This is a genomic window from Seohaeicola zhoushanensis, assembly GCF_014656415.1.
Classification (GTDB): domain Bacteria; phylum Pseudomonadota; class Alphaproteobacteria; order Rhodobacterales; family Rhodobacteraceae; genus Seohaeicola_A; species Seohaeicola_A zhoushanensis.
Genome location: NZ_BNCJ01000001.1, coordinates 250,874 through 274,023 on the forward strand (window position 1 = coordinate 250,874; position 23,150 = coordinate 274,023).

Below are 23,150 nucleotides of genomic sequence, written 5' to 3' on the forward strand. Positions count from 1 at the left end.
GACCCCCGTCGCGCGTCCAAGGAACGTGATGCGCATGAACACCAGCGAAGAAGACCTGGCCCGCGCGGCGGCGGGCGGCGATGCGGCGGCCTTCGGGGCGCTGCTGGAACGCCGCTATGACTCGCTGTTCGGCCTGGCCTTCCGCCTCACCGGCAGCCGCGCCGAGGCCGAGGACCTGACCCAGGACATCTGCGCCGCCCTGCCCGCCAAGCTGGCCGCCTTCCGGGGCGAGGCGCGTTTCGGCACCTGGCTCTACCGCGTCGCGGTGAACGCCGCGCATGACCGGCGGCGTCGGCAGGCGACGGCCAGCAAGGCCGCCGAGGGCTGGGGCGACTGGGAACTGGCGCGCCAGGCCGAGATGGCCGAGACGGCGGCGCAGGTCGACTGGCTGACCGCCGCCATGCGCGCCCTGCCCGACGATCTGCGTGACACGCTGGCCCTGGTGCTCGACGACATGAGCCACCGCGAGGCGGGCGAGGTGCTGGGCATCGGCGAAGGCACGGTCAGCTGGCGGGTCTCCGAGGCCCGCAAACACCTGCGCGCCCTGCGCGCGACGGAGGATCAGCGATGAGCGACGATCTCGACGACCTGAAGGCGGCGATGAAGGCCGCAACCCCGGCCCCGGATGCCGCGAAGAAAGCCGCGCACCTGGCGCTGGCGCAGAAAAATTTCGCCGATCTCCAAGGATCGCGCGACGAGGCGCGTCTCACGTCAGATCGCCCCGGTTGGGGCATCTGGACAGGAGCACGTCAGATGTTGAACTTCATGACCACCCGCGGCGGGCTGACCGCCACCACCGCGCTTGTTGCCATCGGCTTTGTCACGCTGACCCCGCTGGGCCAGGGCCTGCTGACCCCGCGTGACGCGACCGAGGTGATCGCCACACGCAGCGAAGCGGCCAAGCCCGTCATGACCGAGACCCGCGAACGCGAAGCCGCGGAGCAGAAGATGGAGCAGGACGACGCCGTGGCCGACAGCGCCTCTGTTGTCGCGGCCGCCCCCGTCGCCGAGCCGGCCCCTGCCCCGATGCCGCAGATGTTCGCCAAGGAAGCCGGCCGCGCGGTCCGTGGCGTCGCGCTGAACAATACGCCGATCGGCGGGATCGTCCGGCCGATGCCCCAGGACATGATCGCCGCACCGGAGGAGAACACCGAGGCCTTCGCAAACGCCAGGCAGAACCCGCTGAAGATCACCGCCGACGACCCGGTCTCGACCTTCTCGATCGACGTCGACACGGCCTCCTACGCGGTAGTGCGCAACTCGCTGACCAACGGGATGCTGCCGCCGCCCGACGCCGTGCGGGTCGAGGAGATGGTGAACTACTTCCCCTATGCCTACCCCGCACCCGAGAATGGCGAAGCCTTCCGGCCCACCGTCTCGGTCAGCCCGACGCCCTGGAACCCCGGCACCCAGATCGTGCAGATCGGCATTCAGGGCGCGCTGCCCGCCATCGCCGACCGCCCGGCGCTGAATCTGGTCTTCCTGATCGACACCTCGGGATCGATGGAAGCACAGAACAAGCTGCCGCTGCTCAAGCAATCCTTCGCGCTGATGCTGGGCCAGCTGCGCCCCGAGGACCAGATCGCCATCGTCGCCTATGCCGGCAGCGCCGGCGAGGTGCTGGCCCCCACCAAGGCCAGCGAGCGCGACAAGATCCTCGCCGCGCTGAACAACCTCGGCGCGGGCGGCTCGACCGCCGGGCAGGCGGGGCTGCAGCAGGCCTATTCGGTGGCCGAGAGCATGAAGTCCGAAGGCGAGGTGACCCGGGTGATCCTGGCGACCGACGGCGATTTCAACGTCGGCCTCTCCGACCCCGAGGCGCTGAAGACCTTCATCGAGGGCAAGCGCAAGTCCGGCACCTACCTGAGCGTGCTCGGCTTCGGGCGCGGCAACCTGGACGACGCGACGATGCAGGCGCTGGCGCAGAACGGCAACGGCACGGCGGCCTATATCGACACGCTCTCCGAGGCGCAGAAGGTGCTGGTCGACCAGCTGTCGGGCGCGCTCTTCCCGATCGCCGACGACGTGAAGATCCAGGTCGAGTTCAACCCCGCCACCGTCGCCGAATACCGGCTGATCGGCTACGAAACCCGCGCGCTGAACCGCGAGGATTTCAACAACGACAAGGTCGATGCCGGCGATATCGGCGCGGGCACGTCCGTCACCGCGCTCTACGAGATCACGCCGGTCGGTTCGCCCGCCCAACTGACCGAACCGCTGCGCTACCAGCCTGCCGGTGTGGCACAGGGCGATGCAGATGAACTCGGCTTCCTGCGCCTGCGCTACAAGGCACCGGGTGAACAGACCAGCCAGCTGATTGAAATGCCGATCACAGCCGACCTGGCCCCGCAACCCGACGCCGGCTTCGCCATCGCCATCGCCGGGTTCGGGCAACTGCTGCGCGGCTCGACCTACATCGGCGACTGGAGCTGGGGCGACGCCATCGCGCTGGCCAATGCCAACAAGGGCGAGGATGCCTTCGGTTACAGGGCCGAGGCGGTGCAGCTGATGCGCCTCGCCCAAAGCCTTTCGGCGCGGTAGTCCTCCCCGACCGACCGGAAGGCCCCAGGCCCGGACGTGTCCCCGTCCGGGCCGACCCGCGTTTACGTCGGGTCACGGGACGACACCGCCGACTTTCTGCTAGGATAGGACGATAGCCCGCGATGGAGCCAGGCCATGCCCCTGAAGATCCGCGATATCCCGCAGTTCCCCGAGTATATCCAGGGCCAGACCGATCACCAGTTCATGGCCAATGCCCGCGCGCAGGGCCCCTTCGCGCGCGACCGTTTCGGCATCGTCTCGGCCTTTTCCATGGCGCATCTCAACCTCATCATGGACGACCGCTGGACCCGCCAGGTCGAGCTTGAAACCATGCGCGCGGCTGGCGTCGCCTCGGGCCCGATGTTCGATTTCGTGCGCGGCGTGATGCTCTTCGCCAACGATGAAACGCACCGCCACCGCCGCGGCCCCCTGGTGCGCAGCTTCGCCCACAAGCTGATCGCCGAACTGCGCCCCGAGGTCGCCCGCCGGACCGAGGCGCTGGTCCCCCCCCTCGCCGGCGCGGGTTCGGTCGACTTCCTCACTGCGCTGGCCGGGCCGCTGCCGGCGCAGATGATCGCCGCCATTGTCGGCGCGCCCGACAAGGACATCCCCTTCTTCGCCGACCATGTCTATTCGGCGATCCGCGGCCTGTCGCTTTGCTCGGACGAGGTGCGCATCGCCTCCGATCACGACATGGGCTGGCTGCAGGACTACGTCGACAGGCTGATCGCCCGCCGCCGCGATCATCCCGAAGAAGACCTGCTCACCGGCTTCCTCGACCGCGTCCGCGGCGGCCCGCTCGACGAGAACGAGGTGCGCGCCCAGATCCTCGGCCTGATCGTCGCTGGCTCCGACACCACGCGCGGCGCGCTGACCGCCACAGTCTCTCAGTTGCTGCAACACCCCGAACAATGGGCGATGGTGGTCGAGGACCCCGAGACCTGGGCCGCCCCTGCCGTCGCCGAAGGGCTGCGCTTCGATCCCGTGATAGGCGCATTGGTCCGCTTCACGACTGAGCCCCGCGAGATCGAGGGCGTGCTCTTCCCGCCGCAGTCACTGATCGCTGTCTCGATGCTGACCGCGCTGCGCGACCCGGCGGTCTATGCCGACCCCGACCGCTTCGACATCACCCGCACCGACCACCCCCGCCTTCACCCGGTCTTCGGCGGCGGCCCGCACCGCTGCCTGGGCGAGGCCCTGGCCCGGATCGAACTGGAAGAGGCGTTGAAATCCCTCGCCCGCCACCTGCCCCACATGGCCCTCGACGGCCCGCCCCCGGTGCTGCGCGGCTACGGCGCGGTGCGGGCGGTATCCCAGATGCACATCCGCTGCTAGGCGCCCCGCCCTCGCTTCTCTTCTTGATAAATACCTCCAGGGGAGTCGACCGCAGGGAGACGGGGGCAGCGCCCCCGATGCGCCGGCCGTCTCAGGCGTCGACCTTCCACAGAAGCGTCACCCAGGTGTCGCCATAGCGCCGCGCGTCCTGAAGGTCATAGCTTTCGGGGGCGTGCTGGGCCGATTTCTCCTCCCAGACGATCAGCGCGCCCGGCGCGATCCAGCCCTCGCGCGCGGCGGCCTGCAAGGCCGGGCCGCCCATGTCGAGGCCGTAGGGCGGGTCGAGGAAGACCAGCGTGCAGGGCAAGCCGGGGTTGGGGCCGATGCGAGCGGCCTCTCGCTTCAGCAGGGATGCGCGGGCGGCGGTTCCGGTCAGGGCGATGTTCTTGGCGATCAGCCCCTGCGCCACCCGCCCGCTGTCGACGAAGGTGGCCTTCGCCGCGCCGCGCGACAGCGCCTCGAGCCCCAGCGCGCCGGTACCGGCAAAGAGGTCGAGCACCTGCGCCCCCTCGATCACGTCGAGATGGGTCAGCACGCTGAACAGGCTCTCGCGCACCCGGTCGGCGGTGGGGCGCAGATGCGCCGCCGCATCGCCCTTGCCAACCGAGGCCAGCGCGCGGCCGCGGAACTCTCCGGCGATGATCCTCACATCAGCGACTTCAGGTCGGTGGCCGGGTCGGCGACGGCGGCGGGGTCGGGCGACTTGCCCGCCTCGATCAGCCGCTTCCCGATCATGTAGCCACGCGGATCGTTCATCGCGTCGACCGCCAGCAGGGTTTCGCCCCGGTAATACCAGAACGAGGCGGTGGCACCCTCGCCCCGGCGGGTGACGATGCGGTCATAGCCGGCGTTCAGCCCGGCGATCTGGAGCTTGACGTCGTATTGGTCGGACCAGAACCAGGGTTTCGGCACATAGTCGCAGGCTGCGCCCAGCATGTTGGCGGCCACGCATTCGGCGTGATCGATGGCATTGGGCACGCTTTCCAGCCGCAGCCGGCCGCCGCGATAGGGGAAGGAGGCGCAGTCGCCCGCCGCCCAGATCGACGGATCCGAGGTGCGGCCCAGCCCGTCGACCGCGATGCCGTTGTCGAGGACGAGGCCGGCCGCCTCGGCCAGCGCGGTGGCGGGCGCGATGCCGACGCCGACCACGACGAAATCGACCGCGAGCGTGCTGCCGTCGCCCAGTTCGGCGCCGCTGACCTGGCCGTTCTCGCCGATCAGGCGCCTGAGGCCGGTGCCTTCGCGGATGTCGACGCCATGCGCGCGGTGCAGCGCGCGGAAATAGTCCGAGGTCTCGGGCGCGGCGACGCGTTGCAGGATGCGGTCGGCCATCTCGACCAGGGTGACCTGCACGCCGCGCTTGGCGGCCACCGCCGCCGCCTCGAGCCCGATATAGCCGCCGCCGACGATCAGCGTGCGTTTGCCCTCGACCACATGGGGGGCCATGGCATCGACATCGGCCAGGGTGCGCACCACGAAAACGCCGCCCAGGTCGCCGCCGATGGCCGCCGGCAGGCGGCGTGGGTCCGATCCGGTGGTCAGCGCCAGCATGTCATAGGCCAGCGTCTCACCGCCCAGGCGCACCGTCTTCGCGGCGGGGTCGATCGCGGTGACGGGCGTGCCGAGGCGCAGGGCGATGTCCTGTTCGGCATAGACCTGTTCAGGCCGCAGGAACAGCCGCTCGAGCGCCATGTCACCCAGCAGGTAGGCCTTGGACAGCGGCGGGCGCTGGTAGGGGACGACCGGCTCGGCCCCGATCAGGGTGATGGGGCCGGCATAGCCTTCCTTGCGAAGTTTCATCACCAGCGACGATCCCGCCTGCCCGGCGCCGATCACGATTGTTCCGCTCATCCCTTGCTCCTTCTTCCTCGTCTTCTTGTGAACGCACCCTATATGCGCCACAACACGGACGGCAATTCCAACAAGGGGGAACAGCATGCCTATTTCCAAGGGCGACACACTGCCGGAAGCAACTCTCGTTCAGATCGGGGAAAAGGGGCCGGAAGCGGTTGCCCTGGCCGACAAGGTCAAGGGCCGCAAGGTCGTGATCTTCGCGGTGCCGGGCGCCTATACGCCGACCTGCTCGATGGCCCATGTGCCGAGCTTCATCCGCACCAAGGACCAGTTGGCGGCCAAGGGCGTCGACGAGGTGATCTGCGTTTCGGTCAACGATCCCTTCGTGATGAAGGCCTGGGGCGAGGCAACCGGCGCGACCGCCGCCGGGATCACCATGCTGGGCGATCCGACCAGCGCCTTCACCAAGGCGATCGGGATGGACTTCGACGCGCCGCCCGCCGGGCTGCTGGGGCGGTCCAAGCGCTATGCCATGCTGGTCGAAGACGGCAAGGTCAGCATCCTGAACGAGGAGCCGGCCGCGGGCCAGTGCGATATCTCGGGCGGCGAATCGATGCTCGCGGCGCTCTGAACCGGGGCTATTCCTGCCTTGAACAGGTCGGGGGGCGCTGCCCCCCGCATCCAGTTTCTTCTCTTTCCAAATACCTCCCGCCGGAGGCACGCGTCAGGCCGAAGGCCTGGCGCCCGAGGCGGAGGCCGCAGGCCGGAGACGAGACAGGAGGCGTGGCGCCGCACGGCGCCTCGATCTCGTTCAATCTCCGACCGGCTCGACCTGCGGCGCCAGCGCGTCCATCTTGCGCGCCAGCTTGACGTCGAGCGCCGAGAGGCCGTTCACGTCATGGGTCATCAGCACCACCTTGACCGACTTGTAGACGTTGAACCATTCGGGGTGGTGGTTCCATTTCTCGGCCCAGAAGGCCACGCGGGTCATCCAGCCGAAGGCATCGACGAAATCGGCGAAGTGATAGGTCCTGGTGATCGCGTCGCGGCCATCCACCATCTTCCAGCCTGACTGGAAGAGCGGCTTGAGCAACGTGCCGCGCGTCTCTTCCGACAGTTTCTCGGTCATTATTCCTGTTCCTCCACGTCGATGCGCCTGAACGGCCCGTAACTCGTCAGCACTTCGATCTCTTCCTCGACGGCGGCGCGTTCGGCCTCGAGGAAGCGCGACACCGCCTCGGCAAAGCCCGGATCACCGATCCAGTGCAGCGAGTGGGTCTGCGTCGGCAGGTAGCCGCGCGCCAGCTTGTGCTCGCCCTGGGCGCCGGCCTCGACTCGGGTCATGCCATTGGCGAGAGCAAAGTCGATGGCCCGATAATAGCACAGTTCGAAGTGCAGGAAGGGGTGATGCTCGATGCAGCCCCAGTAACGTCCGAAAAGCGTGTCGCGGCCGATGAAGTTGAGCGCGCCGGCGACGGGGCGGCCGTCGCGTTCGGCCAGGACCAGCGCGATGTCGTTGCGCAGGGTCTGGTGGGCGATGTCGAAAAAGGCGCGGGTGAGGTAGGGCGAGCCCCATTTGCGGCTGCCGGTGTCCTGGTAGAACTGCCAGAAGGCGTCCCAGTGCCGCGGTTCAATCTGGTCGCCGGTAAGCGTGCGGATGGTGCCGCCAAAGGCCTGGGCGGCCTCGCGTTCCTTGCGGATGTTCTTGCGCTTGCGCGACGACAGGCTGGCGAGGAAGCCCTCGAAGGTCTTGTAGCCGTCGTCTTCCCAGTGGAACTGCTGCGAGGCGCGCACGAGCAGGGCCATCGAGGCGCCGGCCTCGGCCTCCGCCTCGGTGCAGAAGGTGACGTGGACGGTCTCGATGTTATGGGCGTCGGCCACGCGGACGGCGCCTTCCATCAGCGCGGGCATCCCGATCTCTTCATATCCGGGCCGCACCAGGAAGCGGCGACCGGTGGCCGGGGTGAAGGGCACGGCGATCTGGAGCTTGGGGTAGTAGCGGCGGCCGGCGCGTTCGAAAGCATGGGCCCAGGAGTGGTCGAAGATATACTCGCCCTGGCTATGGCTCTTGGCATACATCGGCGCGCAGGCGATGGTCATGCCGTCGGCGGTGGCGACCAGATACTGCGGCTGCCAGCCGGTGCCGCGGCCGACCGAGCCGCTGTCTTCCAGCGCCTTCAGGAAACGATGCGTGGTGAAGGGGTCGATGGGGCGGCCGCCCTCGGCGGCTTCGGGGCAAGCGCAGGCGTCCCACTCTTCCGCGGCGATCTGGGAGAGCGAGCCGAACACCCGGATTTCGATCTGAGCCTGGTCCATGCCTTCCCCGTCGCGCCCCTCCTAATCTGTGCCTTCGGGCGCGGCGATCAAGCCGGAATGGCGGCGAGGTAGCGCTCGAAAGTGATATTGTCGGCGATTTTGCGCGCCTCTGCCTCGGCTTCGGGCGAGCAGATCGTCCAGCAGAGGATCGGCACGCCGCGCGCTTTCAGTTCGGCCACGCGGGGGCGGCCGAGGTCGCGCGCCTCGTGGCTGATGAAGCTCGATCCGGTGCGGTCGAAATCGGGGATTTCGCGCAGGCGGTCACAGGTATCCTGGCTGAGCGGCCAGTCGGCTGTGTCATAGTCCGAGGTGGTGATTCCACGCGGCAGCTCGGGGAGAAGCGTCGCCATCTCGGCCACCGCGTTGGGGTTGAAGGACATCAGCGCGACCGGGCCGTTGTAACCCTTGAGCGCGGCCGCCGTCGCGGCGCCGAGCCCGCCGAGGTTGGTGCCCATGGCCCCATCCTGGTCCTTGAGCTCGATCAGCAGGGGCGCGCGTCCCGCCACCAGCGCCAGCACCTCGGCCAGGGTCGGGATGCCTTCACCATCGCCGTGGAGCAGTGCGATCTGCCCGAGGTCGGCGGCACTGCGCTGACGCAGGGCGCCCTTCTGACCGGTCAGCCGCTCGAGGTCGTAGTCGTGGAAGACCATGGCCTGGCCGTCTGCCGAGAGCTGCAGGTCGATCTCGATCCCGTAGCCGGCGGCCATCGCCGCGCGGATCGCCGCGCGGCTGTTCTCGGGCCGCCTGTCGGCCTTGTCGTGCAGCGCCCGATGGGCGATGGGCAGGCGGCGGAAGACCTCGGGCAGAGTGCTCATTTGATCTGGAAGATCCCTTCGATCTCGACCGCGACGCCCAGCGGCAGGGCGGCGGCCGAGACGGCAGATCGGGCGTGCCGGCCGGCATCGCCCAGCGCCTCGACCAGGAAGTCGGAGGCGCCGTTGATGACCTTGGGCTGTTCGGTGAAATTGGCGGTCGAGTTGACGAAGCCGGTCAGTTTGACCACGCGCACCAGGCGGTCGATGTCGCCGCCGCAGGCCGCCTTGACCTGGGCCAGCAGGCTGATGGCGCATTGCTTCGCCGCCGCCGCGCCTGCCGCGACATCCATGTCGTCGCCCAGCTTGCCGGTGATGAAGCCGCCGGGCCCGCTGGAGACCTGGCCCGAGACGTAGAGGATGTCGCCGGTGCGCACGTAGGGCACGTAGTTCGCGGCCGGGGCAGGCGCGTCGGGCAGGGTGACGCCAAGTTCGGCGAGTTTGCTGGCGATGCTCATGGGGACGGCTCCTTTTCACGCTGGTTTCGGCCGAAACCTAGCGGGGCCGGGCGGCCGGGAAAAGGCCGAAACCTATTCCCGGAACGCCTTGGTGAAGTAGTCCGCCATCGGTTTGACCAGATAGCCGAGCGGCGAGCGGTCCTCGGTCTTGATGAAGGCCTCGACCGGCATACCGGGGATCAGCGTCGACCCCTTGGGCAGGCGGTCGGCCTCGCCTTCGTTCAGCTTGATCTCGGCCCTGTAGAAGGAGATGCCTCGGTTCTGGTCCTCGAAGGCGTCGGCCGAGACCTGGGTGACGGTGCCGAAAAGCTCGGGTGTTTCGCGTTGGTCGAAGGCGGAGAAGCGCAGGGCAACCTCCTGGCCGACGAAGATGCGGTCGATGTGGATGACCTCGATCCGGGCGGCGATGACCAGCGGGCGGTCCTGCGGCACGATGTAGAGCACCGGCTCGGCGGCACGGATGACCGCGCGCAGGGTGTGGACCTGGAGACCGTAGACGATGCCCGAAACCGGCGCGGTGATGTCGAGCCGGTTCAGACGCTCCTGCAGCGAGCGGCGCTTTTCGGCCAGTTCCAGCTCGCGGTATTGCAGGTCGCGGATCTGCGAAATGGCATCCTCGCGCTGGCGTGTGCCGAGCTTCAGCACCTCGATGTCGATCTCGGTGATGCGCCCCTCGGCCTGGGCTTGCGAGGCGACGAGTTCGCCGAGCGAGCCTTCGAGGTTGGCGGCGTTGCGCTGGAGGTTGAGCACGGTGCCGGCCTGGGCGAGACCGCGCTTGAGCAGGGATTCCTGGTTGTTCAGCTCGACGTCGATCAGTTCGAGCTGCTTGCGCATCGAGGTCTGCTGGGCGCCGATGCCGTTGATCTGGTTGCGGATCTGGCCGCGCCGCTTGTCCAGCTGCTCGACCTCCTTCTGGATCGACTCGCGCCGGGCGACGAAGAGCCGCTGCTGGCCGTCGACCAGTTCGGCGACATCCGGGCTCTTGGCGGCGGCTTCCATCAGTTCCTTGTCGTAGGTGATGGTTTCGGCGCCGTCGCGCTCGGCTTCGAGCCGGCCACGGCGGGCGCGCAGTTCGAAGAGCTGGTTCTCGGCGATCAGCAGCTCGGAGTGCAGGAGGGCGGAATCGAGGCGGATGAGGGGTTGGCCGGCTTCGACAGTGTCACCTTCGTTCACCAGGATCTCGGCGACGACGCCGCCGTCGGGGTGCTGCACCACCTGGCGGTTGCGGTCGACCTCGATCCGGCCCGAGGCGATGATGGCGCCGGAGATCTGCGAGACGACGGCCCATGTGCCGAAGCCGCCCAGCAGGGCGACAAGGGCGATCAGGCCGACGGTGATGTGGCGTTTGGCCGACCAGGCGGATTCGCTCATCGCACGCCTCCCATGGCGGCGGAACGCTGCAGTTCCTCGTGGTTCGCGACCATTTCGCGCAGAACCTTCTCCTTGGGTCCGAAGGCGGCGCGGGTGCCCTGGTCGAGCATCAGCAGCGTGTCGCATTCCTGGATCGCGGCGGGGCGGTGCGCCATGATGAGGCACGAGCGTCCCTCGGCCTTGAGCGAGCGGATGGCGTGGTTGAGCGCCTGCGAGCCCTCGTTGTCGAGGTTGGAGTTGGGTTCGTCGAGGATCACGATCACCGGGTCGTCATAGAGGGCGCGGGCCAGCGCGATGCGCTGCATCTGGCCGCCGGAGAGGCGACCGCCGCCGGCGGTGACCTTGGTGTCATAGCCATCGGGCAGCCGCAGGATCATGTCATGCGCGGCGGCCTTCTTGGCGGCGGCGACAACCTTCTCGGGGTCGGGCTCGGGGCTCAGGCGGGCGATGTTCTCGGCCACGGTGCCGTCGAACAGGGTCACGCGCTGCGGCAAATAGCCGATATGGGTGCCCAGCACGTCGGGCGCATATTGGTCGAGCGCGGCACCGTCGAGGCGGACCATGCCGCCGGCGGGACGCCAGACGCCGGTAAGGGCGCGCGCCAGGGTCGACTTGCCGGCGCCCGAGGGGCCGATGACGCCGACGGCCTGGCCGGGCTCGACGCGGAAGGTGACAGTCTTGAGCGAAGCGCGGTTCTCGCCCGGCGGCACGATGGTGAGCGACTGGACGTCGAGCAGCGCCTTGGGCTTTGGCAGGGCAGTGCGGGGCTGTTCGGCGGGCACCTTGTCGAGCAGGTCGACGAGGCTGTGCCAGCCCTTGACCGCGCGCTGCACCATGGCCCACTGGCCGATCGCCATCTCGATCGGGGCAAGCGCGCGGCCCATCAGGATGGAACCGGCGATCATCGCACCGGCGGTCATTTCCTCCTGGAGCACCAGGTAGGCGCCGAGGCCGAGCATGGCCGACTGCAGGAACAGGCGCAGCGTCTTGGTCATAGACGAGAAGGAGCCGGAGACGTCGTTGGCCAGCACGGTCTGGCCCAGCGAGGTGTCGCGCGCCACCTTCCAGCGGCGGAAGGCCGCGCCGCGCATGCCCATGGACTGGATCATCTCGGCCTCGTTGCGGATCTCGTCCGACATCAGCGAGGCCTTGTGCGAGGTCACGTTGGCCTGGAGCATCGGCGTGCGCGAGAACAGCTGGTTGAGCAGGGTTATCAGCACCAGCGTCGCGCCGCCGCCGAGGGCGAGGAAGCCGAGCCAGGGATGGAACAGCATGATCCCGGCGAGGAAGATCGGCGTCCAGGGCAGGTCGAAGGCGGCCATCAGCACGGGCGAGCCGATCAGCCGCTGCACCGACTCGAGGTCGGCAAGGCCGGTCTGGGCCACCGGATCCTGCGCGACGGCCGAGCGGCGGATCATCGCATCGAACACCCGCTTGTCGAGCGCCGCCTGGAAGCGGGCGCCGGCGCGGGCCATGATTCGCCCGCGGGTGTGGTCGAGGATGCCCATGATCCCGTAGAGAAAGACCACCAGCAGCGAGAGCGCCACCAGCGTCGCCTCGGACCGGCTGCCGAGCACCCGGTCATAGACCTGGAGCATGTAGAGCGGTCCGGTCAGCATCAGCATGTTGGCAACAAAGCTGAAAATTCCGACAAACCAGTAGAGCGAGCGGCTCTCCCTGCGGACCTTGCGCAATTCCTCCCGTCCGGGACTGTGCTTAACCACCTACTCTGCCCTTCTGTTCTTGTGCGTTCGGTGCCTGTTTCGGCGACTCTATCAGGATGAACCCGCCGATGGCAGCCTCTGTATGTTTCATTCCCGCCACAAATTCATTAAGGGAGACAGCAATGCCTGTGAACCGCGTCAGTTTGACCTAAATAGGCGGGTGGTGCCGGCGTGGATTCGGTCGAGTGGAAAAGTGATAGCATGCATCTCAAGATTCAACCTGCCAGGATAGCAATCGTCGCGCTTCTTGCCCTGTTGGTCGCGGGATGTTCAAAGCCTGACAGGCCTATGACCAGCTCGGGCGACTACTTCGACCCCTACGAGAAAACCAACCGCAAGATCCACGCCTTCAACATCGCACTGGACCGGGCGGCGTTCCGTCCTGCGTCAAAGGGCTATGTCACCGTCGTGCCCGACCCGATGGTCGAGAGCTTCTCGAACTTCGCCGACAACCTCTCGATGCCCAAGAACATGGTGAACGCGCTGCTGCAGGGCAATCCGAAGCTGTTCGGACAGGCGCTGGCCCGGTTCCTGATGAACACCACCATCGGCTTTGCCGGACTTGCCGACCCGGCGACCGAGTTCGGCCTGCCGCCGGCGCAGACCGATTTCGGCGAGACGCTCTATGTCTGGGGCGCGCGCGAAGGCGCCTATGTCGAGCTTCCGATACTGGGCCCCTCGACCGAGCGCGACGCGGCCGGCACCCTGGTCGATTTCTTCCTGAACCCGATCGGCTATGCCAGGAACAACCCGGCCGACAACATCACGGCCTATGCCGAAATCGTGCAGCGGATGGGCGACCGGGGGAAATTCGCCGATACGATCGACTCGATTCTCTATGAAAGTGAAGACAGTTACGCGCAGGCGCGGGTGATCTACCTGCAGAACCGGCGCTTCGAACTGGTCGGGGCGGGGTCGGAGACCTATGCTGATCCCTATGACGATACGTTCCCGGACGACACCTACGAGGACCCCTATGCCGAGTAATTCTTTCACCCGACGCTCCTTCACGGCGACCGCGCTGAGCGCGCTTGGCCTCGCGATGCTGCCCGCGCCCGTGCTGGCGCTGTCCGAGGCCGGCGCCCGCAAGCTGGTCGACACCGTTGTCGCCGAGATCAACCGCGTGATCGCCTCGGGCAAGTCCGAGGCGGCGATGATCCGCGACTTCGAGGGCATCTTTGCGCACTACGCCGATGTGCCCACGATCGCCCGTTACGCCCTTGGCGTGGATGCCCGGCGCGCCTCGAATGCGCAGCTCGGAGCGTTCACCAAGGTGTTCCAGGGCTATATCTCGAAGAAATACGGCAAACGGTTCCGCGAATTCATCGGCGGCAAGATCGAGGTCAAGACCGCGCGCCCGATCAAGGCCGGCTACGAGATCCGCACCACCGCCTATCTGAGCGGCGAAGCGCCGTTCGAGGTCATCTTCCTGGTCTCCGACAAATCGGGACGGGACCGGTTCTTCAACATGTTCATCGAGGGCGTGAGCCTTCTGCAGACCGAACGCACCGAGATCGGCGCGATGCTGGACCGGCGCAAGGGCAACATCGACCAGCTGATCGCGGACTTGGCGAAGGTCGGCTGAGTCAGAGGTTTCCGGCCTGACAGAATATGGGGGCGTCCATGGGGCGCCCCTTTTGCTTTGGGGGGCCGGTGGCTTCGGAGCTGCCGCCCTGTCCATTGCCCATTTTGCCCCCTCCCCGAACCTCCCCCTGCAGGGGGAGGGGTTTGCGCGGCACATGGGGAGAGGCGGTTGCGCCAGGGGTGACGCGCGCAGGCTGCGCTTATCGCTCGGGGTTCCTGACGATGTTCTGGCTGCCTTCGCCGCCACCGCCGAGCAGGTTCTGCAGGAAGCGCTCGACGCCCGAGCCGACCGGATCCCGGTTTGCCGATGGGTCGAGCGCCTCGGAGGCGCCCGCCGGAGCAAGCATCGGCAGCGGTTTCGGGGTCAGCCCCTCGTGCACGCGCACCATCGTCTCGCGGAAGATCTCGGCGGGCAGGCCGGCGCCGGTAACCCCCGAAAGCGGCGTGTTGTCGTCATAGCCCATCCAGACGCCTGTGACATAGTCGGCGGTGAAACCGATGAACCAGGCGTCGCGCGCGGCCTGGGTCGTGCCGGTCTTGCCCGCGACCTGCCAACCGGGGATGGCGGCGCGGCGGCCGGTGCCTTCGCTCACCACCTTCTCCATCATCCAGATTAGCTCCTGCGCGGCCTCGGTGCGGATCACGCGCTCGCCGATACCGCCGGCGGCGCCGATCAGCGGTTCGTTCTCACCGAGCAGGCGCAGTTCGGTAAGCCCGTAGGGCGTTACCGCCGAGCCGCCGTTCAGGATGCCGGCATAGGCGCCGGTCATCTCAAGCAGCGTGCTTTCCGAGGCACCAAGCGCCAGGGCCGGGCCAAGGGCGAGGTCGCTCTTGATGCCAAAGCCCTCGGCGACCTTGCGCACATTCTCGCGGCCGACCGATTCCGAGACCTTCACCGCCGGCACGTTCAGCGAGTCGCGCAACGCCTGGGCAAGCGTGATGCGGCCGTAGTGCTGCCGGGTGTAGTTGTCCGGACACCATTGGCCCGAACCGGGGATGTTCATGCAGAATGGTTCGTCCATCACCGTGTCGAGCGGCGAGCGGCCGAGGTCGAGCGCGGTGGCGTAGACGAAGGGCTTGAACGACGAGCCGGTCTGGCGCTTGGCCTGAATCGCCCGGTTGAAGGCGCCGGTCACGCGGGTGTCGCGGCCGCCGACCATGGCGCGGACGGCGCCGTCGGCGGACATCACCACGATGGCGGCCTGAGCCTTGGAGCCTTCCTTGACCTTCTCGGTGAAGATGTAGCGCATCGCGTCCTCGGCGGCCCTTTGCAGGCGCGGGTCGAGCGTGGTGCGGATGATCACGTCTTCGGTGGTGTTGCGGGTGAAATACTCGGGCCCGTCGGACATCACCCAGTCGGCGAAATAACCGCCGGCGCGGGCCTCGGCGGCCTCGGACAGGCGGGCGGGATGGGTCAGTGCGTCGCGGGCCTCGGCCTCGGTGAGGTAGCCCTGGTCGCGCATCAGGCCGATCACCACGGCGGCGCGGTTCTGCGACTTCTCGAGGTTGTTGGTCGGCGAGAGCGAGGTGGGCGCGGTCAGCAGACCGGCGATCATCGCGCTTTCCGCGGGGGTCAGGTCGGCGGCGGACTTGTCGAAGAACCGCTTGGCGGCGGCCTCGGCGCCATAGGCGCCGCCGCCCATGTAGGCGCGGTTGAGGTAGATGCCGAGGATCTCGTCCTTGGTGTATTTCACTTCCATCGCCAGGGCGAAGACCGCTTCCTTGGCCTTGCGCAAAAGCGAACCGCGGCGGCAATCGGCCTCGTATTCGGCCTGGCTCTTCCACTCCGAAGGCACGTATTCGACGCCGAGGCAGAGCAGCTTGGCGGTCTGCTGGGTGATGGTCGAGCCGCCGTGGCCGGAAAGCGGCCCGCGGCCTTCGGAGAGGTTGATGCGCACCGCACTGGCGATGCCGCGCGGGCTGATGCCAATGTGGTAGTAGAAGCGCTTGTCCTCGGTGGCGATGACCGCGTGCTTGAGGTGGGGCGAGACCGAATCGACAGTGACGACACCGCCGAACTGGTCGCCGCGCCAGGCGAAGGTATTGCCCTCGTAATCCTGCAGCGTCACCGAGCCGCGTGCGCGGCCATCGAGCAGGGCCGAGGCCTCGGGCAGGGTGGTGTAGAAATAGGAAACCGCGAGACCGAGGATCAGCAGGCAGACGAAGCCGATGCGCCAGGTGATCCGCCAGATCAGCCCGAGGATCCAGCCGAAGACCCTGCGGAAAAAGCCACCGATGCCGCCGCCGGAGCTGCGTTTGCGGGGTTTCGCGCGTCGGCTGGTCGAGGTCTTCGATTTGGCGGGCTTGGCAGTGCCCGGCTTGGGCGGCGCCTTGGACTTGCTGGCCGCGGCGGGCTGCACCGACCGCGTGGCTCCATAGCGCTTGTCGGCCACCAGCGGCGGCGTGCGCCTCGATTTTTCACTCATTGCAGCCCTGCCCGGCCTTGAAGGTTTTGCGGCAGACTACTCCTTAACCGAAGCTTTGTTGAGGGTCGTTTGACAAAAGCGGGATTCGTTTTCAGCACAAAATTTAGGCAAGTTTACAAATTTGTGCAAAAATTGTGCAACTTCTCGGACTCCGAGCCGAAAGCTTTAGCGCAAAATGTTCCTTTTTGCGGCGGTGCAGCGCTTGTTGAGGCCACCGAGTGCAGGTGGGGCCTGCGACAAAGAAGGGGACAGAGGTGAAACTCATCATAGCGACAATCAAGCCGTTCAAGCTGGAAGAGGTCCGCGAGGCGCTGACCGCAGCCGGCGTGCGCGGCATGATGGTTACCGAGATCAAGGGCTTTGGTTCGCAATCAGGTCACACTGAAATCTACCGCGGCGCCGAATATGCCGTGAATTTCGTTCCGAAGATCAAGCTGGAGATCATCGTTGCCGCCAGCATGGCGGATTCCGTGGTCGAGACGATCAGCAACACGGCGCGCACCGGCAAGATCGGTGACGGCAAGATCTTCGTGCTCGACGTGGAACAGGCCATTCGCGTGCGCACCGGCGAGACCGGCGAAGACGCGCTGTAAGCGACACCGCAAGAACAAGGAACTCAACATGAAAAACGTGAAGACACTTTCGCTTGCGGCGCTTGCGGCTTTGACGCCGGTCGTCGCGATGGCGCAGGACGCCGCCGCGACCCCCGCGGTTACCGAAACCATGGACAAGGGCGACGTCGCCTGGATGATGACCTCGACCGTGCTGGTCCTGTTCATGCTGATCCCCGGCCTCGCGCTGTTCTACGGCGGCCTCGTCCGCTCGAAGAACATGCTGTCGGTGCTGATGCAATGTACCTCGATCGGCGCGCTGATGATGGTGATCTGGGTGGTCTACGGCTACTCCTTCGCCTTCGGCGGCGGCGAGGGCCCGTTCTGGGGCGGCATGGGCAAGCTCTTCCTCGCAGGCGTGACCACTGACTCGATGGCGGCGACCTTCACCGATGGCGTGGTGATCCCGGAATACCTGTTCATCACCTTCCAGATGACCTTCGCGGCGATCACCCCGGCCCTGATCATCGGCGCCTTCGCCGAGCGCATCAAGTTCGGCTCGGTCATGCTGTTCTGCGCCCTCTGGGTCACCGTCGTCTACTTCCCGGTTGCCCACATGGTCTGGGATGCGAATGGCCTGATCTTCAACTGGGGCGCCATCGACTTTGCCGGCGGCACCGTGGTTCACATCAACGCGGGTATCGCCGCCCTCGTCGGCTGCATCGTGATCGGCCCGCGTGTCGGCTTCGGCAAGGAGAACATGGCGCCGCACTCGATGACGCTCACCCTGGTCGGCGCGGCCATGCTGTGGGTCGGCTGGTTCGGCTTCAACGTCGGTTCGAACCTCGAAGCCAACGGTGGCGCAACGCTCGCCATGATCAACACCTTCGTGGCAACCGCCGGCGCGATCCTGGCCTGGAACATCATCGAGAAGTTCACCCGCGGCCATTCGTCGATGCTGGGCGCCGCTTCGGGCATGATCTCGGGCCTCGTCGCGATCACCCCGGCCTGTGGCACCGTCGGCCCGGTTGGCGCCATCGTCCTCGGCGCGCTTGCCTCGGTGGTCTGCTACTTCTTCGTCGCGGTCATCAAGAACAAGTTCAAGTATGACGACAGCCTCGACGTCTTCGGCATCCACGGCATCGGCGGCATCATCGGCGCTGTCGGCACCGGCATCTTCACCGCTCCCGGCCTCGGCGGGACCGGCGGCGAAGACTACGTGATGATGGCTCAGACCTGGATCCAGATCAAAGCCGTGCTCGTGACCATCGTCTGGTGCGGCGTCGCCTCGTTCATCCTCTTCAAGATCGTCGACATGATCATGGGGCTGAAGGTCACCGAAGAAGACCAGCGCCAGGGTCTCGACCAGACCAGCCACGGCGAAAGCGCCTACACGGCCTGATCGGTCCGACAGGGACAGTAATGGGAAAGGCCCCGGTTTTGCCGGGGCCTTTTTCGTTTGCCGGTCAGGGCGGGCCGTCACATGCCGGTCTGGCGGGCCCGGATATAGGCCGGGCGCTGGCTCAGCTCACGGGCGTAGGCGCGCAGCGTCTCGTTGGTGACCGGGAACTTGGCGATGGTGGCCCAGTTGAGGCAATGCACCGCGAGGATGTCGGCGATGGTCATCGTCTCGCCCATCAGGAAGGGCCCCTCGAAGCGGTCGGCCAGCTTGTTGAGGTTGCGCTCGAATTCATAGTGCAGCGCAGGCACGACGGTCGGCACGCGGTATTCCTCGGGCAGCAGGCCGGTCATCCGCGAGGCCGTCCAGAGCACCGAGTCGAACTCGTCGAGCAGCAGGTTGGTCAGCGCGTCCTGCCGGGCGCGGGCGATGGTGCCGGCGGGGAAGGTGAACTTGCCGTGCTTGTCGGCGAGGTAGGTCATGATGGCGGTGGAATCGGTGATGATGTCATCGCCGTCCTGCAACGCCGGGATCTTGCCGCCGGGGTTCACGCCCTGGATGTCGGGGCTGTGCGCGGCGGCGCGGATCAGCTCGTAGGGCTCGCCCAACTCGTCGAGCAGCCACATCACGCGGAAGGCCCGGCTCGCCAGAACGCCATAGACTTTGTACATGTATCGATCTCCCTTTCGCGGCGACTGAATCCATCCACCGCGAAAGGGTCAAGCCCGATTCAGCCGCGTCCGGCGAGCCGGGCGAGGCGGATCAGGGTGCGCTCGACCAGCGCCATCGCAGGGGCGCGTTGCCCGGCCGAGCGCAGCTGCAGGTCGGTGTCGATCAGGTGGGACAGCGCCATCTCGAGCCGTTCCGCACCCCAGCTCTGCGCCTGGCGCACCAGCCGGTCGCGGCGGGCACCGAAGAGCGGCGGGCGGACCCGGCCCGCGCCGGAGGCGGCGCCGCCGGGATCGGAGGCCATAGTATAGAGCAGCCGGAAGTGCCGGGCCGCGCCGATGCAGAGCGAGACGGCAGTGGTGCCCTGCGCGGTCAGGCGGCGGATCAGCGGGCCGACCTCGCCGTCCTTGCCCTCGGCCACCACGTTCAGCACGTCGTCAAGCGCGGCCTCGGTCGAGCGGGGGGCGCAGGCGGCGATCTCGGCCAGGGTGACGGGGCTGCTGTCGCCCAGCTTGTAGAGCGAGAGCTTTTCCAGCGTCTGGGCAAAGTCGCCGGGGCCGATCTCGCTTGCCAGGGCAGTGAGCACGCCCATCGCGTCGTTCGGAACATCGCGCAGGCCGGCGGTGGCGAGCATCCGCTCGATCTCGGCGCGGCCGGGCGGGTCATCGTAGAGGCCGACGGCATAGGCGTTGCGGTGGCCTTCGAAGAGCTTGCGCAGCTTCGAGGTGGCCTTGAGCGCGCCGGCGGTCACCACGATCTGCGCGTCGCCGGGGCGCCAGTCGGTCAGCGCCGCCTCGATCGAGGCGAAGGCGGTGTCGTTGGCGTCCTCGACAAAGACCGCGCGGGCACCGGGGAAGAAGCCCTGCGCCTTGATCGCGTCGATCAGCGGAGCGGCCTCCTTGCGCAGCTCGCCGCCGGGCATACGGGTCAGGCGCATCTCTTCGTCGGCACCGGGGCCGAGCAGGGCGGCCAGCACCTGCTGGCGCTTGAGCGAGACGCGCATGGCGTCGGCGCCGTAGATCAGCAGGCCGGTCCGGTCGGGTTCGGGGCGGGCGAAATAACCGTCGGCGTCGCGGGTGGCGAGTTTCATGCGCCCAGGCCCGGCGTCGCGTAGAGCCGGGTGACGATCTGGTCGGCCAGGATGACCATCAGCCGCTGGCGGGCGTCGGTCTCGGCGGCGAGGGCCTCGACGGTCGAGCCGGTGGCCGAGTAGCCGGCGAAGTTGCGCACGTCGCCCTCGGCCAGCTTCACGTCGCTGCCGGCGCGGGTGAGGACATAGGAGGCGCGGCCCACCAGGCTGAAGCGGGTGATAGCGCCGGTGGCGGTGACGGCCTGGCCTTCCGGCGCGATAGTGGTCTTGAAGGTCAGGATATAGTCCGGCGTGCCGGCGCGCCCGAGCCTGTCTTCGAGCGCGCGCACCAGCAGGTAGGCGTCTTCCGTCGCGGGCGGCTCGAAGCCGACCTTGCCGTTCAATGCGCGCCCGGCTCCGCCCGGTCCGTAGACAGGCTGGAAGCCGCAGGCGGCAAGCGCCAGCGGCAGGGCGATCACGAAACGGCGGTTATACGACGACATTCACGATCCGGCCGGGGACAACGATGATCTTGCGCGGCGTGGCCCCTTCCAGCGCCTTCTGCACAGCATCCACTTCCAGGATGAGTTTTTCAACCTCGGCGGCGGCCATGTCGGCGGGAACGCTGATTTCCGCGCGGCGCTTGCCGTTGATCTGGATCGGCAGGGTGACGGAATCGTCGACCAGCATCGCCGGATCGGCCTTGGGCCACGCAGCGGCGGCCACCAGCCCTTCGCCGCCGAGGATGGCCCAGACCTCTTCGGCGAGGTGCGGGGTCATCGGCGACATCAACTGCGCCAGCACGCGGGTCGCGGCCCACTTGATGCGGGCCGAGGCCTGCGAGCGGTTGAGCGCGTTGGTGAAGGCGTAGATGCGGGCAATGGCGGCGTTGAAGCCGAAGCTCTCGATGCCCTTGGTCACCTCGTCGATCATCTTGTGCGTGGTGCGCAGCAGCTCGTCGTCGGCGGCGTTCTGGCCGAAGGCGTGGCTGGCCATCACCTCGTCCAGCGAGGCGGCGATACCGCTGTCGCGCTGCTCGCCGAGGTCGTTGGCCATGCGCCAGACGCGGGCGAGGAACTTGGCGGCCGCCTCGGCGCCGGAGGCGGTCCACTCGACGTCCCGTTCCGGCGGGCTGTCGGAAAGCACGAACCAGCGGGCCGTATCGGCGCCGAAATCGCGGATGATGTTGACGGGGTCGACCACGTTCTTCTTCGACTTCGACATCTTGGCCGAGGGGATGACCTCGACCGGGGTGCCGTCCTTGAGCTTGCCGTCCACCACGTCCTCGGGGAGGTGATAGACCGGGCGGCCCTTGTCGTCGCGGGTCTGGTAGATCTCGTGGGTCACCATGCCCTGCGTGAACAGCGCGTCGAAGGGTTCGGCGCATTTCGCCGGCAGGTGGCCGGTGATGTGCATCGCGCGGGCGAAGAAGCGGGAATAGAGCAGGTGCAGGATCGCGTGCTCGATCCCGCCGATATACTGGTCGACGTTCATCCAGTAATCGGCATCTTCCATCACCGTCGGCGTTTCGGCACGGGGCGCGGTGAAGCGGGCGAAATACCATGACGAGTCGACGAAGGTATCCATCGTGTCGGTCTCGCGCCGCGCCGGCTTGGCGCAGACCGGACAGGGCACATCGCGCCAGGTCGGGTGCCGGTCGAGCGGGTTGCCGGGGACATCGAAGGTGACGTCATCGGGCAATTTGACCGGCAGGTTTTCCTTCTTCTCGGGCACCACGCCGCAGTCCGCGCAATGCACCACCGGAATCGGGCAGCCCCAGTAGCGCTGGCGGGACAGGCCCCAGTCGCGCAGGCGGAACTTGGTGACGCCCTTGCCCCAGCCCTGGGCCTCGGCAAAGTCGATGGTGGCGTCGATCGCCTCTTGCCCGGTGGCCACGTCAAGCCCGGCGAAGTGGTTGATCCACTTCACCTTTTCTTCTTTCGGCGGGACATAGGCGGTGGCCTCGACCGGCTGCGGATCGGACAGCGATTCAAAGGTCGAAATCACCGGCAGGTCATACTTGCGCACGAAGTCGAGGTCGCGCTGGTCATGCGCCGGGCAGCCAAAGATCGCGCCGGTGCCATAGTCCATCAGGATGAAATTCGCGATCCAGACCGGCAGGTGCCAGTCGGGGTTCAGCGGGTGGCGCACGGTCAGGCCGGTGTCGAAGCCCAGCTTCTCGGCGGTCTCGAGCGCCTCTTCGGTGGTGCCGCCCTTGCGGCAGAGGGCGCGGAACTCCTCGACCTCGGGGCGGGTCTCGGCCAGTGTCTTGGCCAGCGGGTGGTCGGGCGAGATGCCGACGAAGGCGGCGCCCATCAGCGTGTCGGGACGGGTGGTATAGACCTCGATCGGGTCGAAGTCCTGCACCGGCTGGAAGGCCATCTGCAATCCGCGCGACTTGCCGATCCAGTTCTCCTGCATCAGGCGCACCTTGGCGGGCCAGTTGTCGAGCGTATCGAGCGCGGAAAGCAGCTCGTCGGCCATGTCGGAGATCTTGAAGAACCACTGCGTCAGCTCGCGGCGTTCGACCTCGGCCCCCGAGCGCCAGCCCTTGCCGTCGATCACCTGTTCGTTGGCCAGAACGGTCATGTCGACCGGGTCCCAGTTCACCACGGCGTTCTTGCGGGCGACGAGACCGGCGTCGAGCATGTCGATGAACAGCGCCTGCTGCTGGCCGTAATACTCGGGGTCGCAGGTGGCGAATTCGCGGGACCAGTCGATCGACAGGCCCAGCGGCTTCATCTGCGCGCGCATGTCGGCAATGTTCGAGTAGGTCCAGTCCTTGGGATGGCCGCCGATGGCCATTGCGGCGTTCTCGGCCGGCATCCCGAAGGCGTCCCAGCCCATCGGGTGCAGCACGTTGTGCCCCGTGGACAGCTTGTAGCGCGCGATCACGTCGCCCATCGTGTAGTTGCGCACGTGGCCCATGTGGATGCGCCCCGACGGATAGGGGAACATCTCGAGCACGTAGTATTTCGGCTTTGAGCGGTCGAGCTTGGCCTGGAACAGGCCGGCCTTGTCCCAGGCTTCCTGCCACTTGGTTTCGATTTCCGCGGCGGAGTAACGCGACATGCGGTTCGGTTCCTTGAAATGAACGCGCC

21 protein-coding genes are annotated in these 23,150 nt (G+C 67.1%); 8 read left to right on the forward strand and 13 right to left on the reverse strand.

Annotated elements, in window-relative coordinates:
• Nucleotides 1-34 precede the first annotated feature (34 nt).
• The 3 genes from IE266_RS01210 to IE266_RS01220 all read left to right on the forward strand — a co-directional run bounded on the left by IE266_RS01210 (nucleotide 35) and on the right by IE266_RS01220 (nucleotide 3,876).
• On the forward strand, nucleotides 35-571 hold the full coding sequence (locus tag IE266_RS01210) for an RNA polymerase sigma factor (protein ID WP_189678204.1): 537 nt from the start codon (nucleotides 35-37) through the stop codon (nucleotides 569-571).
• A complete protein-coding gene (locus IE266_RS01215) occupies nucleotides 568-2,541 on the forward strand; it encodes a vWA domain-containing protein (protein WP_189678205.1) in 1,974 nt (657 codons plus the stop codon). Before IE266_RS01210 ends, IE266_RS01215 begins: the two co-directional genes overlap by 4 nt.
• Before the next feature lie 135 nt (nucleotides 2,542-2,676).
• Nucleotides 2,677-3,876 carry a cytochrome P450 gene (locus tag IE266_RS01220; protein WP_189678206.1) on the forward strand — a complete coding sequence of 400 codons (1,200 nt, stop codon included), beginning with the start codon at nucleotides 2,677-2,679 and terminating at the stop codon, nucleotides 3,874-3,876.
• Between the two features lie 91 nt (nucleotides 3,877-3,967).
• On the opposite strand, the gene rsmD is transcribed toward IE266_RS01220, so the two are convergent.
• Together rsmD and IE266_RS01230 are read right to left on the reverse strand one after the other, a co-directional pair.
• Nucleotides 3,968-4,525: a 16S rRNA (guanine(966)-N(2))-methyltransferase RsmD gene (gene rsmD, locus IE266_RS01225; RefSeq protein WP_189678207.1), complete on the reverse strand. Its 558-nt coding sequence runs from the start codon at nucleotides 4,523-4,525 to the stop codon at nucleotides 3,968-3,970.
• Nucleotides 4,522-5,727 (reverse strand): NAD(P)/FAD-dependent oxidoreductase, encoded by a 1,206-nt coding sequence (locus IE266_RS01230; protein WP_189678208.1) that lies wholly within the window; start codon nucleotides 5,725-5,727, stop codon nucleotides 4,522-4,524. The genes rsmD and IE266_RS01230 overlap by 4 nt, the downstream gene beginning before the upstream one ends.
• 85 nt (nucleotides 5,728-5,812) lie before the next feature.
• Between IE266_RS01230 and IE266_RS01235 the strand changes: the two genes are divergently transcribed.
• Nucleotides 5,813-6,301, forward strand: coding sequence for a peroxiredoxin (locus IE266_RS01235; protein ID WP_189678209.1), 489 nt, complete (start codon nucleotides 5,813-5,815; stop codon nucleotides 6,299-6,301).
• Nucleotides 6,302-6,481: 180 nt separating this feature from the next.
• Here IE266_RS01235 and IE266_RS01240 read toward each other — a convergent pair whose 3' ends face one another.
• From IE266_RS01240 to IE266_RS01265, 6 genes are all read right to left on the reverse strand, one after another.
• Nucleotides 6,482-6,799: a 4a-hydroxytetrahydrobiopterin dehydratase gene (locus tag IE266_RS01240; protein WP_189678210.1), complete on the reverse strand. Its 318-nt coding sequence runs from the start codon at nucleotides 6,797-6,799 to the stop codon at nucleotides 6,482-6,484.
• Nucleotides 6,799-7,986, reverse strand: a complete 1,188-nt coding sequence (locus IE266_RS01245; RefSeq protein WP_189678211.1) for a GNAT family N-acetyltransferase — start codon at nucleotides 7,984-7,986, stop codon at nucleotides 6,799-6,801. The genes IE266_RS01240 and IE266_RS01245 overlap by 1 nt, the downstream gene beginning before the upstream one ends.
• A gap of 47 nt (nucleotides 7,987-8,033) precedes the next feature.
• Nucleotides 8,034-8,801 (reverse strand): glycerophosphodiester phosphodiesterase family protein, encoded by a 768-nt coding sequence (locus IE266_RS01250; protein ID WP_189678212.1) that lies wholly within the window; start codon nucleotides 8,799-8,801, stop codon nucleotides 8,034-8,036.
• On the reverse strand, nucleotides 8,798-9,256 hold the full coding sequence (locus tag IE266_RS01255) for a RidA family protein (protein ID WP_189678213.1): 459 nt from the start codon (nucleotides 9,254-9,256) through the stop codon (nucleotides 8,798-8,800). The genes IE266_RS01250 and IE266_RS01255 overlap by 4 nt, the downstream gene beginning before the upstream one ends.
• 72 nt (nucleotides 9,257-9,328) lie before the next feature.
• Nucleotides 9,329-10,627: an HlyD family type I secretion periplasmic adaptor subunit gene (locus IE266_RS01260; RefSeq protein ID WP_189678214.1), complete on the reverse strand. Its 1,299-nt coding sequence runs from the start codon at nucleotides 10,625-10,627 to the stop codon at nucleotides 9,329-9,331.
• Nucleotides 10,624-12,321 carry a type I secretion system permease/ATPase gene (locus IE266_RS01265; RefSeq protein WP_373310474.1) on the reverse strand — a complete coding sequence of 566 codons (1,698 nt, stop codon included), beginning with the start codon at nucleotides 12,319-12,321 and terminating at the stop codon, nucleotides 10,624-10,626. Before IE266_RS01265 ends, IE266_RS01260 begins: the two co-directional genes overlap by 4 nt.
• 231 nt (nucleotides 12,322-12,552) lie before the next feature.
• Between IE266_RS01265 and IE266_RS01270 the strand changes: the two genes are divergently transcribed.
• Nucleotides 12,553-13,338 (forward strand): MlaA family lipoprotein, encoded by a 786-nt coding sequence (locus IE266_RS01270; RefSeq protein ID WP_189678216.1) that lies wholly within the window; start codon nucleotides 12,553-12,555, stop codon nucleotides 13,336-13,338.
• Nucleotides 13,328-13,936: an MlaC/ttg2D family ABC transporter substrate-binding protein gene (locus IE266_RS01275; protein ID WP_189678217.1), complete on the forward strand. Its 609-nt coding sequence runs from the start codon at nucleotides 13,328-13,330 to the stop codon at nucleotides 13,934-13,936. Before IE266_RS01270 ends, IE266_RS01275 begins: the two co-directional genes overlap by 11 nt.
• Before the next feature lie 199 nt (nucleotides 13,937-14,135).
• Here the strand turns inward: IE266_RS01275 and IE266_RS01280 are convergent, their stop codons facing one another.
• Nucleotides 14,136-16,361, reverse strand: a complete 2,226-nt coding sequence (locus tag IE266_RS01280) for a transglycosylase domain-containing protein (protein WP_189678218.1) — start codon at nucleotides 16,359-16,361, stop codon at nucleotides 14,136-14,138.
• Nucleotides 16,362-16,615: 254 nt separating this feature from the next.
• Here IE266_RS01280 and IE266_RS01285 point away from each other — a divergent pair, with 254 nt between their 5' ends.
• Together IE266_RS01285 and IE266_RS01290 are read left to right on the forward strand one after the other, a co-directional pair.
• On the forward strand, nucleotides 16,616-16,954 hold the full coding sequence (locus IE266_RS01285) for a P-II family nitrogen regulator (RefSeq protein ID WP_189678219.1): 339 nt from the start codon (nucleotides 16,616-16,618) through the stop codon (nucleotides 16,952-16,954).
• 28 nt (nucleotides 16,955-16,982) lie between these two features.
• A complete protein-coding gene (locus IE266_RS01290; RefSeq protein ID WP_189678220.1) occupies nucleotides 16,983-18,314 on the forward strand; it encodes an ammonium transporter in 1,332 nt (443 codons plus the stop codon).
• Between the two features lie 77 nt (nucleotides 18,315-18,391).
• On the opposite strand, the gene IE266_RS01295 is transcribed toward IE266_RS01290, so the two are convergent.
• Genes IE266_RS01295 through leuS form a run of 4 tightly spaced genes read right to left on the reverse strand, consistent with a single transcriptional unit; the run spans nucleotide 18,392 to nucleotide 23,121 of the window.
• A complete protein-coding gene (locus IE266_RS01295) occupies nucleotides 18,392-18,982 on the reverse strand; it encodes a glutathione S-transferase family protein (RefSeq protein WP_189678221.1) in 591 nt (196 codons plus the stop codon).
• 59 nt (nucleotides 18,983-19,041) lie between these two features.
• The gene (holA, locus tag IE266_RS01300) at nucleotides 19,042-20,070 is read right to left on the reverse strand and encodes a DNA polymerase III subunit delta (protein ID WP_189678222.1); all 1,029 of its coding nucleotides are present in this window, start codon (nucleotides 20,068-20,070) and stop codon (nucleotides 19,042-19,044) included.
• Nucleotides 20,067-20,552 carry an LPS assembly lipoprotein LptE gene (gene lptE, locus IE266_RS01305; protein WP_189678223.1) on the reverse strand — a complete coding sequence of 162 codons (486 nt, stop codon included), beginning with the start codon at nucleotides 20,550-20,552 and terminating at the stop codon, nucleotides 20,067-20,069. Before lptE ends, holA begins: the two co-directional genes overlap by 4 nt.
• Nucleotides 20,539-23,121: a leucine--tRNA ligase gene (leuS, locus tag IE266_RS01310; protein WP_189678224.1), complete on the reverse strand. Its 2,583-nt coding sequence runs from the start codon at nucleotides 23,119-23,121 to the stop codon at nucleotides 20,539-20,541. The genes lptE and leuS overlap by 14 nt, the downstream gene beginning before the upstream one ends.
• Nucleotides 23,122-23,150: the final 29 nt, after the last annotated feature.